The organism is Marinilabilia salmonicolor (assembly GCF_003003035.1).
GTDB lineage: Bacteria > Bacteroidota > Bacteroidia > Bacteroidales > Marinilabiliaceae > Marinilabilia > Marinilabilia salmonicolor_A.
Map to the genome: position 1 here is coordinate 103,187 of NZ_PVTS01000017.1, position 15,882 is coordinate 119,068.

The window sequence follows — 15,882 nt, forward strand, 5'->3', positions numbered from 1 at the left end:
GCAAGCCTTGTAAACGGAACCTTCTGAACAAACACAGCGAACTTAAGAAACTTTGCTTTGTTTTTAAACGGACTCTAATTGGTGAGTCCTGCTTCTTCCAATCTTTTTTCGAGTTCTTCAATGGAGATATTGTATTCTCCCCTGCCATTTTGAAAAAAACTAATGCGTCCACGCTCTTCAGAAACAACGATGGCCACAGCATCTGTTGATTCTGTAATTCCCATACCAGCTCTGTGTCGCAAACCAAAACGCTTGGGCAGTTCCATATTTTGTGAAACCGGCAAAATACAGCCGGCAGCCTTTATTTTATTTCTGTTGATGATTACCGCACCGTCGTGCAAGGGACTGTTTTTAAAGAAAACAGATTCAATAAGTCGCCTTGAAATTACAGCATTCAACAACTCCCCTGTATGCACAAAATCAAGAAGTTCCGAGTTTTTAGTTATCACGATTAATACTCCTGTCTTAGATCTTGCACAGTCTTCGCAAGCCTGGACAACCGGCTTGATATAAATATTCATCATTCCGGCCGATTTACTCTCAAAAAAGCGATCGAAGGAAAACTTATTATGCAGATTATATTTACTTCCCAGTAAGAGCAGAAAACGTCTTATCTCCTGTTGAAATACCACAATAATAGCCAACACACCAACATTCACAAAGTTATCGAGTATGGTGGAGGACAAATCCATATTTAATGACTTAATAACAAGCCAAAAAACGATAAATGCGAAAATCCCAATGAAAATATTCAGGGCCACTGTACCCTTAATCAGCTTATAAAGCCGATACATAAGGTAAGCCACCAGAAAGATATCCACCAAATCGATAAATCGTATTTCCAGGAAGGTCATATTTTGTGTTTTGAATTCAAAAATTGGGAAGCTGCAATTACCATTGCTCTGTTTTTGTCACTAAATTAACACATTCTACGGCTTCTTTAACATCATGGACCCGTAAAATTTTAGCTCCACCTGTCAATGCCAGCGTATTCACTACGGTTGTACCATTCAATGCGGTCTCCGGACTACCACCAAGAAACCTGTAAATCATCGACTTCCGCGAAACGCCAACCAATAGGGGAAGTTCAAACATCTTAAATTGTTCAATATTGTGCAGCAACTCAAAGTTATGATCGATGCTCTTTCCGAACCCAAAACCCGGATCCACAATAATGTCTGATACTCCGCGACTACGCAACTCATCAATTTTCTGCGCCAGAAATAAAAGAACCTCTCCGGTAACATTATTATATTGAGGATTCTTTTGCATATTTTTCAGGTCACCCTGTATGTGCATCAAAATATAAGGTACATTCAACCGGGCAATGGTATCAAACATTGAATCATCAAGCTGCCCTGCAGATATGTCATTAATAATATCCACGCCGAACTCAACAACGGATTTTTCAGCAATCCGACCACGAAAAGTATCCAGCGATATCAACAAGTCAGGCCACTGTTTTCTGATGGCAGACAAAACCGGCCACAAGCGTTGCCACTCCTCTTCTTCGGGAACATCATCAGCTCCCGGACGCGACGAATATGCACCTACATCCACCATTTGACCACCCTCATCAATAATTTGTTCTACCCTCTGGAGAACAGCATCAGTAGTATTCTTTCGGCTCTTTTCATAAAAGCTGTCCGGAGTGATATTAATAATCCCCATTACCACAGGGTTTGTTAAATCAACCAGACGACCGTTACAATTGATGGTGAAATCTGAAGGCAGATATTTTTTCTCAACTTCGTATTGGTTCATCTCTTTATTTCTTTTTTGAATCCACAAATTAACTCAAAAATATTAATCGTTTCAAAGCGAAGAAACAAGATAAAAAGATTTATGTCATCATGTTCCCAAGCTTTTTTGTAATTTTACGGCTCAATTTTGAATTATGGCTCAAAACACCGATCAACAATACGAACACGTCATCAAATTATGCCGCGATCTTTTTGAGAAAAAAATGAAAGATTACGGTACTGCGTGGCGCATTTTACGCCCCAGCTCCATGACCGACCAAATTTTCATCAAAGCTCAACGCATCAGGAGTATCGAAACCAAAGGAGTTTCCAGGATAGAAGAAGACATCAGGTCGGAATTCATCGGAATTGTCAATTATGCCACAATGGGACTTATTCAACTTGAACTGGGCCCCTGCGATCAGCCAACGATGGATGCCGACAAAACCATTGAGTTGTACAACAAGCACATCTATGCGGCAAAAAACCTGATGAGCGACAAGAACCATGATTACGATGAAGCCTGGCGAAGTATGCGCATCAGCTCCTTTACCGATCTGATTCTCATGAAGCTTCACCGCACCAAACAAATCGAGGACAACCAAGGCAAAACTCTCGTATCTGAAGGGATTGATGCCAATTATATGGATATGATCAATTATGCAGTTTTCGGACTCATAAAACTTGAGTTTCCTGAAGAGACCCGTGAAAACTCAGAGAATTCTTTGACACTGAACTAAACAAAACCGAATATTAGTATGTGGAATCTATTGCGATTTTTCAGCCGAATTTTTGTTGGTAGCACATTTGTTTTCTCCGGATTTGTCAAAGCCGTTGATCCGGTTGGAGGAGCTGTAAAATTCCATGATTACTTTCAGGCCTTCTCCCTCGACTGGCTCATCCCCCTTGCCCTGCCGGCAGCCATTGTCCTGGCTGTATTTGAGTTTCTGATTGGCACACTGTTGATCTTTAACATATTCCCCAAGCCTACCATCCGGGTGGCTTTTGGGTTTATGGTTTTTTTTACCGTGCTGGCATTTGTCCTTGCCTTATTCAATCCGGTTTCGGATTGCGGGTGTTTTGGTGATGCCATTATTCTTACCAACTGGCAGACCTTCTGGAAAAACATTGTAATCATGCTTTTCGCAACCTTTCTTTTTGTTTCGATAAAGCAGATAAAATCGCCTTACACCGCCTCAATTCAGCTAATTTTCTCAATAACTGTCCTGGTCTATATTGCAGGAATCTCCATTTACAGTTACCGCCATTTACCCTTAATTGACTTCCGGCCTTACAGCATCGGAAGCAATCTTCCCGAAGGAATGTCATATCCTGATAATGCTCCCCAACCCAAATACAAGACTTCTTTTATCCTTGAAAAAAACGGAGAGACCAAAGAGTTTAACGAAGAAAACTATCCCTACGAAGATACCACATGGGTCTTTGTGGACAGCCGGACTGAACTGATCAGTCAGGGATATACCCCTCCCATTCATGACTTTGTTTTGCAGCATCCCGAAAACGGCAACATCACAGATCAATTGATGGAAATGAGCAACCCGCTGTTTTTGGTGATATCACCCGATATCAGTAAAATAAGAAACAAACAGGCAATAGACCTGGCACAACTGAACCAGACTGCACAAAATCAGGAAATCCCATTCTATGTGGTAACTTCTTCAACCATTTCCAGATCTGAAGAGTTCAACAATCAGCACAAAACTAATTTTGAGTTCCTCCAGGGAGACGAAACCAATCTGAAAACAATCATTCGATCAAATCCCGGACTGATACTGATAGCAAATGGCACGGTGATCGGGAAATGGCACTATAATGATCTGCCGGATACCAAAGAAATCAGACACCCTCTGAGTAGCGCAATTAAACAACAACAAAAAAACAGAACCAGAATGATATTATTGGGGCACGCATTTTTTATAGCCCTGTTATCCATATTTATTTTAAAATCACGTAAAACCATAAACAAGAACCAATGAGACAAAACATTGTAGCCGGAAACTGGAAAATGAACAAAAACCTCCAGGAAGGTGTGGAACTGGCAAAGGAACTTCAGAACATTTTGAGTGCCAACAAGCCCAATTGCCGTGTGGTAATCGGAACTCCTTTCATCCACCTTACCGAGGTATGTAAAACTGTAGATCAGGATCTGATCGGTGTTTCTGCTCAAAACTGTGCCGACCAGGAATCGGGCGCCTACACCGGTGAAGTATCTGCCGAAATGGTAAAATCAACCGGAGCACGCTATGTGATCCTTGGTCACAGTGAGAGAAGAGCTTACTACGGAGAAGACAATGCCATTCTGAAAACAAAAACAGACCTGGCACTCAAAAATGAGCTTACGCCTATTTTCTGCATCGGAGAAGTATTGGAAGAAAGAGAAGCTGATAAGCATTTCGAGGTTGTAAAGTCACAAATCGAAGAAGCATTGTTCCACCTCTCAGCCGATGATTTCAAGAAAATTGTTTTGGCTTACGAACCTGTTTGGGCCATCGGAACCGGTAAAACTGCCAGTCCTGATCAGGCACAGGAGATGCATGCATTTATTCGCAAGACTCTTGCCGACAAATATGGCAAAGAGGTGGCCGATGAGACCTCTATTCTTTACGGTGGAAGCTGCAAGCCCTCCAACGCCAAGGAATTGTTTGCCAATCCCGATGTGGATGGTGGTCTGATTGGTGGTGCTTCATTGAAAGCTGAAGACTTCCAGGGCATTATTGCTGCATTTTAATGACCATTTATAAAGCAAAAGACCTGCCTCACAAATGTGCAGGTCTTTTTTTATGATTTCAGGTGGTATTTTATCACACAATAATCCGTAAAACCTGGCAATAATATAAAATTACGTTTTTGCAATTAGAGATTGCTTCGGGCATTCAATATTTTTTCTTCTGCCTTCTGCCTCTTAAACTTCTGCCTGTTGGTCACGAACCTCTAATTTCTAAAAATCTAACGATCTCTTGATCACAAAGACCGGATCAAAAAACAGAAACCTTCATGAAATATAAAAAAATCAACATCAATATTTCCCCTGCTGATGACACAGCCCGAGAAATCATTATTGCCCAGTTATCAAATATTGGTTACGACAGTTTCATGGAGACTGAAGATGGACTTGAGGCCTACATTCCTGAAGATGATTACCGCCCACTGGACGAGGAATTGTTGCCTTTCCTTATTGCGCCGGCCTATAAATTTGAGATTTCCGCTGAAGATCTGGAAGAAAAAAACTGGAATGAAGAGTGGGAAAAAAACTATTTCAAACCCATTGTTATTAGCGACCAGTGCCTGGTGCGCTCCCCTTTTCATGAAAAACCCGAGATTACTCCCCGTTACGAAATCCTGATAGAACCAAAAATGGCTTTTGGCACCGGTTATCATGAAACCACCACCCTGATGGTGCAATACCTGCTGGAAACAGATTCGGCCAATACAGATGTTTTGGATATGGGATGTGGCACCGGAATTCTTGGGATTTTAGCTGCCATGCGTGAAGCCAAAAACATTCTCGGCATTGACATTGACAAATGGGCGGTTGAAAATGCACTGGAAAACATAAAAATCAACAACATCTCAAATATGCAGGTACAAATGGCCGATGCCTCCTTTCTGGGGAAAAGCCGGAGGTACGACATTATTTTGGCCAACATCAACCGAAATATCCTGTTGGAAGATATGCCCCGCTATGATCTTACCACCAAAACAGGAACACAGATTTTTTTGAGTGGTTTTTACCGGGAAGATCTTCCAAAAATAGATTCTGTTGCCTCCCAACTCAATTGGCAACAAATTTCGATCAAAGAACAAAACAATTGGGTGGCTGTATCGTATAGGAAAAAATAAATTCTAAGTAGTTTCTGTCCATAAAGTACAACTTGCGTCGTTACGCTTGCCGCCAAAATACTCATTTACGATTAGTAAACTCCGTTTTTGGTGGCTTCGCAAGCCTGGCAATTGGCACTTTCTGACCAGAAACAGCTCTTAAAACAGAATTTGCTTAGTTTATAGACAGACTCTAAGTAGAGGTTAGTGTGGCAATTACTAAATTCCTTCACTAATTTCAAGCGCTTTTTTCCTTTCTGCTTCGCGAGGTTTTTAACCGTAACTACGGCTATGCTTTGCAAACCCCGCCTGGCATAAAGAAAAAAATCACATAAAATTTAAGTAAACCAATTTAATAACTGATACACTGGATGATTGCACTTTTACCTGACAATAATATTCCTTTTTCGCATTTTGGTCGAAAGTTTTTTTCCATCTTTATTTTTCTGACTGTTTCTTTATCGTCTCATTCTCAGACCGGTTATTTTAGTGAATCGGGAGAGGCAGGTTTTCCGGAAAAAATTGAAGACATTTTCAAGATCTCCTCCGAGAAAAAGCGAGCCAATGATTTCATTGATCAATTTGAAGAATTCTGGCTCTCTCCTGAAACTCCCGATGAAGCCAAAGCAGCAGTTCTGGAAATCTCTGATTTATTGTACGACAAAAAAGCCACTGCCTTCCCCGACTATCACCTCTTCCTATCCACTGTCCGGATGTTTGTGGAACAGAATCAAATAAATGAAAACTTTCGGATTTGGCGGGAAGCGGCCATTACCTATCTGAAGAAACCAAGATACTACACAAGACATTTCAACGAATTGCTCAATACCACCCGTGGCATTATTGACCAGCAGAGGATTTTTGGCGGTCCCGGGACAGACTGGTATTCAAGAAACCCAAATTACAGTTTTCGACTGATTGATGACACTCTCACCCTGTCTCTTCCCGAAACCCGCCTGGTTTGTCATTCACGCACCGACAGCATCGAAATCTATAACACATCCGGAAACCTGAACCTTCTCTCAGGAATCTGGAAAGGTAATAAGGGGCGTGTAACGTGGGAACGAAGCGGTTTTGAGGGTAATAAAGTTTATGCCACCTTTGATGACTACCAAATAGATATGAGTGACTCCGATTTTGCGGTGAAAGATGCTGTTTTTTACAACAGACACTACTTCAACGGCCCGCTTAAAGGAGATCTGGAACACAAAGTAACGCATATACGCACCCCTTCCTCCAGCCTTTATCCAAAATTTGAGTCTTACGACCAGCTGTTCAACATAAACAACATCCACCCGAATCTTCATTACAAAGGCGGGTTTTCTCAGCATGGAGCAAAATTTCTGGGTTCAGGAACAGATCAAAACCCTGCCACCATTTCCATAATCAGAAATGATACCCTGTTTATTTCTGCCAGATCTAAAATGTTCTCCCTGAGAACGGATGAGATTCTGAGTCGGGAAACAGAAGTTACCATTCATCTGGACACAGGAGAAATTCACCACCCGGGACTGGAATTCAAGTACATGGCTCCCAACCGGGATTTATACCTGATCAGAAGCGGAGAAGGAATTAGTCAAAGTCCATTTTTCGACACCTATCACAATGTGAGTATTAATTCAGAAATTATTCAATGGAATCTGGACAAGGATTTTATGGAACTGAGGATGCTGGATGGTGCCGCCCAAAACCGCTCCTTTTTTGAATCACTCAGTTTTTATCGCGAATCCTTCTTCAATTATCTTCAGGGGATGGATGCCATACATCCGTTATTCGGACTTCGCAACTGTTACTACAACAACGATCAAAAGCCATTTACTGCAAAGGATTATGCCCGCTTTCTAAACCTGCCCGAAAGTCAGGTTCGTCAACAGGTTCTATCCCTGTCGTTTCACGGATTTATCGATTTTAACTTCAGCACCGACACTATAAAAATCAATGAAAGACTAACCGATTACATCAAGTTCCGTCTGGGGAAAAAAGACTACGATGTCATCAGATTCAGATCTGTGACGGATGAGGACGTTCCCAATGCCATTTTCGACCTTAAAAATTATGATTTGGCACTCAATGGCGTCGAAAACGTCTCCATCAGCGATCATCAAAATGTAATTTTTCTTCCTGAAAATGAAAAAATCACCCTGAAACGCAATCGAAACTTCAGTTTCAATGGTCAGATTAAAGCGGGTATGATTGAACTTTTCGGAAACGGTTTTCTCTTTACCTACGATGATTTCCGAATTGACATGCAGAATATTGATTCCATGCGTATGAGTGTGGGTACGGAACAACTTGATCAGTACGGACGTCCGCTACTTAGAACCATCGACAACACGGTGGCCCGACTTTCGGGGTATCTGCAAATTGATACCGCCAACAACAAATCGGGAATCAACGACTATCCACACTACCCGATTTTGGTTAGTGACAGAGATTCATATGTTTATTATGACAGACCCGACATTCAGAATGCAGCCTACAATACGGAAAACTTTTATTTTGAATTGGATCCGTTTGAAATAGACAGTATCAACGAATTAAACCTAAAGAACATTGTGTTCGACGGAAAGCTCGTGAGCAACATATTCCCCGAACTGGAAGACCAATTGGTGGTGCGCAGAGATTATTCTTTGGGTTTTGTAAAACAGTCTCCTCCCGAAGGATACCCCATCTACAATGGCAAAGCCCAATTTACCAATGAGATAGATTTAAGTAACCGCGGACTAAAGGGAAATGGTCGTCTGGATTATCTGACCAGCTCTGCCGAATCGGAGGATTTCACCTTTTTACCGGAGGAAACCAACGGGATTGCACACAGTTTCAATATTGAGCCAAGTACTACGGGCGTTGAATATCCTGATGTACAAGCTGAGAACGTAAAGCTCGTTTACAAACCTCAGAAAGACCAGCTTCTGACGGAAAGCACCGGATCAGAGTTTCATATTTTCAAGAAAGAAACTTCCCTTAAAGGTGCACTGGCGCTAACTCCTTCAGGACTTCAGGCCGGAGGAACGTTGCATATGCCAACAGCCAATCTGATCTCTGAAGAGATGGATCTTACCCACCATGCGCTGATAGCCGACAGTGCCGATTTCAATCTGATAGGCGGTGAAGAGATGGACGGAGTCTCCTTTAAAACCAATAACCTGATTGCTCAACTTGATTTTGAAGAGCGACAAGGCCGGTTTACCTCCCGTGACATGGGAAATACAGTCGAATTTACAGAGAATCTCTATCTGGCTTACATCAGTGAGTTCTCGTGGGACATGGATCAAAACGACATCTACATGGGTGCCAGTGGATCGGAAGGAAACAGGTTTGTTTCCACTCACAGGAGACAGGACTCTCTGGAATTTCTGGCCCCCCTGGCCGTTTACGACATTGAAACCAAAACAATACAGGCCAACGAAGTTACAAATATAGAGGTTGCGGATGCGGACATCATACTCAACGACGGGATCATCAATATCCGCAAAGATGCTGAAATGGATCCGCTCGATTCCACTCAGATTTTGCTACCGGGTTCAACCCATAAATTCAAAAATGCCCACGTAAAAATTGAAGGAAAATTTGTTTACAGCGGCTATGGGGAATACGATTTCATCAATGGCAGTGAAAAACAATACACACTGGATTTTCATAACATAGAAGTAAATGATGAGCAGCATACGATCGCCCAGGGAACCATTCGGGATAACCAGCTGTTTACTTTAGATGATCATTTTGCTTACAAAGGAGACATAGAGCTCTCCGCTGATGCCCCATTGCTCACCTTTGATGGCGGAACCCAAATGCTGCACCCCTGCTCACAAAAAGGCCCGCAGGATTACATAAGGTTCAATGCCCCCATTGATCCGAACGAGGTCAGAATTCCTATTGGAGAGCGCACCACCAATACGGAATTGGAACGACTGAGTCATGATGTAATGCTTCAAATTGACTCAACTCATGTTTACAGCGCTTTTCTGGAAAAACACCGCAGAATCAACAATGCATCAATAGCCGGATCAACAGGCCATTTGAGGTACAACAAGTATAAAAACAGTTTTGAGATAGCTACTGAGGAAAAATTTGCAAACCCTGATTCGGCAGGACACATAATCCGTTTCAATGAAGATGAGTGTTCTGTAAACGCTGAAGGAAAACTGGATTTCAATCTGGATCTGGAACAGGTGAAACTTTTTGCATCAGGAAGAATTGACCATTTTCGTGAGACAGACAGCGTAAGCATTGATGCCCTGTTCGGCACCTATTTCATGCTCGATGACGTCAGCATCAACACAATGGCCAATGCCATACGGGGATCCAAAGCACCCATTGCCAAACATGAAAAAGAGACCACAGAAAAACGATTGAGAGAGTGGATGAAAGGCAGTGATGCAAAGAAACTGGCGGACCTGATTCAGCCAACCACCGATATTTCAGAAGTATTACCACTTGATTTGCAACATACCCTGTGCTTTACAGATATCAATTTCACATGGAACACTCCATCCCGATCCTATGTAGCCAATGGCACAGCAAGCCTCGGATGGATAAAAGACCAGTCCATTGCCAAAGAAGTGGAAGTAAAAGCCTTGGTTTCAAGAAGCCGGGGAGGAAATTCTTTTGAGATTCATATCAAAGCTGATGAGAACACCTGGTTCTTCTACAGCTACAACAATGGTAAAATGCTGATTCTTTCCTCACTTGATGAGTTTAACAAGGCCATTCAGGCTCTGGATATCGACTTGAGGAAAATGAAAACCGGGATGGGGCAACCCGATTATGTATTCCAACTGGGCTCTATGAACAGGCTACGAAGTTTCATGAAACACTTCAACCCCGATGAGCCTGAAAGTGAAGAGGAAACAGAGGATTTAGAAGAATAACACTCATCTGTTATTGCTCCGGCATTACGGGTAACGTAAAAAAGAATGTTGAACCAACTCCGGGGGTGGATTCTAACCAGACTTCACCCCCCAACAGTTCAACATGCCCCTTACAAATGGCCAACCCCAGTCCTGTCCCCCCAAATTGTCCTTTAACTGAGCTGTCAGCCTGCACAAAACGTTCAAATATTTTTTTCTGCATCGTTTTGGATATTCCCATGCCGGTATCTTTCACAAAAAACCGGTAAAAAGCATTCTCCTGGGCCTCAAACCCAAATTCGATACTGCCTTCATCAGTAAATTTCAGAGCATTCCCCAGCAAATTGATTATAACCTGCCTCAATTTCAGTTCATCAGTCATGATAACCGCCTTCTCATCAGTCACCCCTTTGATTACAGAAAGCTTAACATCTTTTTCTTTTGCTTTAGGACGAAACACAGCATACAACTCAGATACCACTTCGCCAATATTAACCGGCGATATTGCCACTTTATCCTGTCTGGTCTCTATGGCTGATATGGTTAAAATATCGTTGACCAATTCCAGAAGTTGCCTGCTGCTGTTCACAATAATCTCAGTAAATTCCTTCCGGTCGATGTCGGTGATATAATCCATCCCAAGCATTTCAGAAAAGCCGATGACCGCATTCAATGGAGTACGGATTTCATGAGACATATTCTGAAGAAATGCAGTTTTTAGTTTTTCACTCTCCTCGGCACGTTCAATAGCCAGACTCAGGTCCTGGTTTATGCGGGTGAGCTCTTCATTCATTGTCAGATACTCCTCATTCAATGCGGCATATTCTTCATTTTGTCTCTCCAAAAGGTTACGACTCTCCTGAAGGGCTTTTTCCGCCATTTTACGTTCCGTTATATCCCTGCCTACCCCAATGATTTCAACAATAGTTCCCTCTTCGTTAAGTACGGCGGTATCATGCCAGGATAGCCATTTCCACCCGTCACTGGTCATGGCACGTTGTTCAAGACTTACCCGATGCGGAGCCTCAGCAAGTTTCTTCATTTGTTCCTCTGTAGATGCCTGATCCTGGGGGTGCACCAGTGGCATAAACTTGGTATTCAACAACTCCTCCTCTGACTTACCAAACATCTTACAGTAGGAAGGACTAACATAAGTAAGATATCCTTCCCAATCCACTTTCACCACCAGGTCACTCTGGTTTTCTACAAGTAACCGGTATTTCTCTTCACTGTCTATGAGTGCTTTCTCAGCTTCCACACGGTCGGTTATATCTCTGCCAACACCTAAAACAAAAGACACCTCATTATCCTCATTTAACAAAAGGGTGGTGACCATTTCCATTGGCAGTGTGCCGCCGTTTCCTTTCTTGACAAAAACCTGGGAGCGTATTACCCTCATGGCCTCATCTCCCTGGTCAAACCGTGCCAGTCGCAATGGAATCAATTTCCTCAATTCCTCATACGACTCGGAGCTTAAAACATAATCAAAATCCTTTCCCACCACATCGAGATATTCTTTACCGGTAAGGTTTTTGACCGAAGGACTCACATAAGCAAATTCACTCGTATGCGGATTGTACAACCAAATAAGATCTTCAGCATTTTCAGAAATCAAACGATAGCGCTCTTCACTCTTTCGAACCCTCTCTTCCACCTTTTTCCGAAGAGTAATGTCAGAAAAAATAGTAGCAAATCCGTTATTTCCCCAAGGTGCAGCAGATATTTTGAGATATTTATTATGTTCCTCCGAAAACGTTTCGAAAATAATTGCCTCCTGATCCTCAACAACCTTGCAATATTGATCAAAATACGATGGCAGGCGTCCAAAAAGACCTATTTGATCATTTCCCACTGTCTCCTCTCCCGTAACCCCAATTAAGGATTCAAATGCTTTATTTACCTCGATGAACCGATAATTCACCGGTTTGCCTTCATTGTCATAAATCATTTCGCTAAAAGCAACTCCCTCAAGCATATTAGAAAACAGGGAGCGAAATCGTTCCTCGTTTCTCTTCAACTCGGAAGCCTGTTTCTCAACCTGCCTTTCCAGAATGAATCTCCGGTTGCTCATAACCACAACCAAACCCGATAAAAAGAATGAGATAATAAGCCCAAAAAAGAGATTGGTACGGTACTCTCCTCTTTGATAAGCATCAAAAAAGCCTTGTTCTGCAGAGATGGAAATGGCAAATGTTTTACCAAAAAAGAATTCCAGAAAATGCAGGGAAAAACCACTATCCTGATTTCCGTACATAGGAAAAAAACTAAAACGGTAATTATCCGATCGATTTCTGTAATCAACCAAACGAACATGAGAATTGAAGAACGTATTCTGGACAAAATTGCCTGTAGAGAAGCTCTCCTCCAGTTTTCCCAAATCAAGGGATAAAAATACAAATCCGGAAGAACTGCCTTCATTATCAACCGTTCGAAGAAACATATCGATCATCTCATCTCCATTTCGATAATAACTCAGAGTAGAAGAAATAAATCCGGTATAGAGTGTCTCAAGCACAGAGCCAAATCGTAATTTATCTTCACTAACTTCATAAGGTCCGTGATTAAACAATGCACGATCAGAAGAAAATTCATATTCCACAGAAAACCCCCGCCCGGATTGATCCTTGACCCAACCAACCGACCTGACCATCGGATATTCAAGAAGATAACTGACATAAGATCCAAACTCCTTCTCCGAAACACTGTCGCTGGAGGCAAACAACTGAGCACTTCCATGCATCGTATGTCTGATCATATCAAGAGCTCCGGAAATAGCCTCCGATTCGGAAGAAACAACTTGTGAGAACACCCCATATTGAAACAGTTTTTCTTCATTGTAAGAAGAAAATACTGAGTAAACAGTAATTACGAGGCTTGCAAAAAACACCCAAATCCCCTCCCAGTAATGCAGTTTTTCCTTTGGGAATAATAATTTCTTCTGATTGCGGATACGAACAAGACTAAATCCTGCAAAAACAATTATCAATAATCCAAGCGATGTGGCAACCGGCAAAATTTTCACACGATGAATCTGATACTCCCATTCCTGCCTGTCAACATCGACTCCCAACACCATCAGAACCTCGCTTCGATCAACATTCAGCAAGGGAGCAAAACAAGTAATAAACTTTCCTTCCGACCTGTTTTGAGTTGAGCTGATTAAAGAAACCTTATGTTCAAAAACCTGTGACAGCTCATCGGGAGGATTGAGATATTCCTCCCCACTTTCCCGATACATTTCATCGTCGGGCATATAACTGCCGGGACCAAAAAAAAAGTCAGCGGATTTCTGCTTAATGGTATAAATCCCATCAATCCCCGAATAGAAGGAATAATTTTTTAATTGCTCAGAAATTCTTTGGTAATAGGGAGATTCTACATCACCGGGAGAGAAATTAAGTTTGTTGATATGCTCAACATGGAATGAACGAACCAAATTAAGTGTATTGTCCTGAAGATACTGCTTTAGGATATTTTCCCGATCTGTAACAGATTCCCGGGTCACCCAAAAACCACCAATCAGGATTACTAAAGCAGCAAATACACCACCAAACCTGATCCCTAAAACCGACCAACTTTTTGTAGTGAGCGACAAGTTACTACTGTCGGCACGAAAAGACTTAATTTGTTTAAGAAACAAAAAAGCAAGAACCAGAAGAACTCCTCCGAAAAAGAAAAATTCCAGATGTTTTAAGATAACCAGCATTCAGAAAAACATTTTTGTTTTCCTAAATTATACATTTTAATTGTATTTTAACGAGGTTAGTATCTATTTTTATTCTATTTTATTTTACAAAATCAATACTATATTCGAAACAATATGAATAAAAACCTCACAACCAGAGATTTCTCAAAAGAATTAACATTCTCAGCCCAACGCAGTAGCGGAGCAGGAGGACAAAATGTAAACAAAGTAAACACCAAAATTGAATTGCGTTTTTCTGTTCCTGAATCAACCATACTCTCAAACAGAGAAAAAGAGCTCCTCATTTCCCGTTTGGCAGGAAAATTAACTCATAAAGGCGATTTGATCATTATGGCAGAAACTGAGCGTTCCCAACTCAGAAATAAGGAGCAAGCCATAAAAAGATTTTACAATCTGCTTGAGTGGGGCCTTAGACCAGTAAAAAAGAGAATTCCAACAAAACCATCAAAAGCATCAAAAAAAAGACGCCTTGATGCCAAAAAAAAGCAAGCAGAGAAGAAAAACCGGAGAAAAAATGATTTTTAATACGGAAAAAATTTATTCAAAAATAAACCAGGTTAGAACTTTCTTTTAGAAAAAACCCCTATGGCCAATACTGCTCCGGCCAAAACCATAACGGCACCAACATAGGAAAGAAAACTTACAGAAGGGACATCAAACCATCGAACATCGGCCCATAGCAACACCTCAAGCAAAACAAATGTAATAACGGGATTGGAAGTAATAATAATACTAATTTTATTAGCTTCTGCATATTTTAGGGCGAGAGACAACGATCCATATGCTGCAAGAGTGTTTCCACCCATAAAAAGCAAAATCACAACCACCCAGAAAGAATGAATGGATGCAAAAGAAGAAAAATCAGCAAAGGGAATAAACAAAAGTGCAGGAACACCATACAAAACAAGGTTAATCTGGGCAGAGGGAATGGTTTTCACAAGAATTTTATTCAAAACAGCATAACCTGTCCATGCCCAGGCGCCAAATAAAATCCACAAAACACCCTGATTTAGCAAATCCGCTTCGCCAAGCATTCGCTGCAATTGCTGGTAGTAAAAAAATACAAATCCAACGATTGCCAACAAAAAACCAACTGCTCTTAACCAGGATAACTTTTCTTTAAAAAACACAAATCCTATCACCGCCAAAGATAGTGGTCCTACCTGAATCATAACCTGAGTAACAGCAGGACCGGTATAATGAACTCCCTGCATAAACCCAATATAGTTGATCCCAAGAAGAAGACCGGCCAATAAGAGATTTAGAGGGGGCCGTTTTAGAATTCGTAAATAAGCGGGCTTCCTTATCAAAAACCATGAAGCCAAAACACTAAACGCCATGGTAAACCTCCACCAAACAACAGTAAACGGATCAAAAAAATTAAGCGAAATTTTTAATACGATAGCCAACGCACCCCATAGCGAAGCCGTAGTTATAGCATATAACAATCCCTTTGATGAATCGGTCATAATCTGATATTTGAAGACTATAAAAAGAAATTACTAAGGTAAGGTTTTTCAGACAAATGGAGCCTCCCCCAACCCCTCCCAAGGAGAGGGATTGGATTCTTTGGGATGGAAAAAGGGTCTGGTCCGGCTTTGCTTCTTTCAAAAAAATGGTGCGAATTGGAATTCGCACCTCCTTATAACAAAAAAAGCCGCTCCAAATATTGGAACGGCTTTCTGTTTTAAAGGTCGGCGGCGACCTACTCTCCCGCTTTTACGCAGTACCATCGGCGCTAACA

At 41.6% G+C, this 15,882-nt stretch carries 10 protein-coding genes; 6 read left to right on the top strand and 4 right to left on the bottom strand.

Going from position 1 to position 15,882, the window contains the following annotated elements; genetic code table 11:
* Positions 1–74: 74 nt before the first annotated feature.
* Together cdaA and folP are read right to left on the bottom strand one after the other, a co-directional pair.
* Positions 75–854: a diadenylate cyclase CdaA gene (cdaA, locus tag BY457_RS15425; RefSeq protein WP_106154226.1), complete on the bottom strand. Its 780-nt coding sequence runs from the start codon at positions 852–854 to the stop codon at positions 75–77.
* Between the two features lie 37 nt (positions 855–891).
* Positions 892–1,764 carry a dihydropteroate synthase gene (gene folP, locus BY457_RS15430; protein ID WP_106154227.1) on the bottom strand — a complete coding sequence of 291 codons (873 nt, stop codon included), beginning with the start codon at positions 1,762–1,764 and terminating at the stop codon, positions 892–894.
* Between the two features lie 133 nt (positions 1,765–1,897).
* Between folP and BY457_RS15435 the strand changes: the two genes are divergently transcribed.
* From BY457_RS15435 to BY457_RS15455, 5 genes are all read left to right on the top strand, one after another.
* Positions 1,898–2,482 carry a DUF1599 domain-containing protein gene (locus BY457_RS15435; protein ID WP_106154228.1) on the top strand — a complete coding sequence of 195 codons (585 nt, stop codon included), beginning with the start codon at positions 1,898–1,900 and terminating at the stop codon, positions 2,480–2,482.
* 18 nt (positions 2,483–2,500) lie between these two features.
* Positions 2,501–3,739, top strand: coding sequence for a BT_3928 family protein (locus BY457_RS15440; RefSeq protein WP_106154229.1), 1,239 nt, complete (start codon positions 2,501–2,503; stop codon positions 3,737–3,739).
* Positions 3,736–4,491: a triose-phosphate isomerase gene (gene tpiA / locus BY457_RS15445; protein WP_106154230.1), complete on the top strand. Its 756-nt coding sequence runs from the start codon at positions 3,736–3,738 to the stop codon at positions 4,489–4,491. Before BY457_RS15440 ends, tpiA begins: the two co-directional genes overlap by 4 nt.
* Before the next feature lie 266 nt (positions 4,492–4,757).
* Entirely contained in the window at positions 4,758–5,603 is an 846-nt protein-coding gene (gene prmA, locus BY457_RS15450; RefSeq protein WP_106154231.1) for a 50S ribosomal protein L11 methyltransferase, read from the top strand.
* A 350-nt stretch (positions 5,604–5,953) separates the two neighbouring features.
* Positions 5,954–10,453 (top strand): hypothetical protein, encoded by a 4,500-nt coding sequence (locus BY457_RS15455; protein ID WP_106154232.1) that lies wholly within the window; start codon positions 5,954–5,956, stop codon positions 10,451–10,453.
* Between the two features lie 10 nt (positions 10,454–10,463).
* On the opposite strand, the gene BY457_RS15460 is transcribed toward BY457_RS15455, so the two are convergent.
* Positions 10,464–14,138 carry a PAS domain S-box protein gene (locus BY457_RS15460; protein ID WP_106154233.1) on the bottom strand — a complete coding sequence of 1,225 codons (3,675 nt, stop codon included), beginning with the start codon at positions 14,136–14,138 and terminating at the stop codon, positions 10,464–10,466.
* A gap of 114 nt (positions 14,139–14,252) precedes the next feature.
* Between BY457_RS15460 and arfB the strand changes: the two genes are divergently transcribed.
* A complete protein-coding gene (arfB, locus tag BY457_RS15465) occupies positions 14,253–14,663 on the top strand; it encodes an alternative ribosome rescue aminoacyl-tRNA hydrolase ArfB (protein ID WP_106154234.1) in 411 nt (136 codons plus the stop codon).
* A gap of 32 nt (positions 14,664–14,695) precedes the next feature.
* Here the strand turns inward: arfB and BY457_RS15470 are convergent, their stop codons facing one another.
* Positions 14,696–15,607, bottom strand: a complete 912-nt coding sequence (locus tag BY457_RS15470; protein WP_106154235.1) for a DMT family transporter — start codon at positions 15,605–15,607, stop codon at positions 14,696–14,698.
* Between the last annotated feature and the right edge of the window lie 275 nt (positions 15,608–15,882).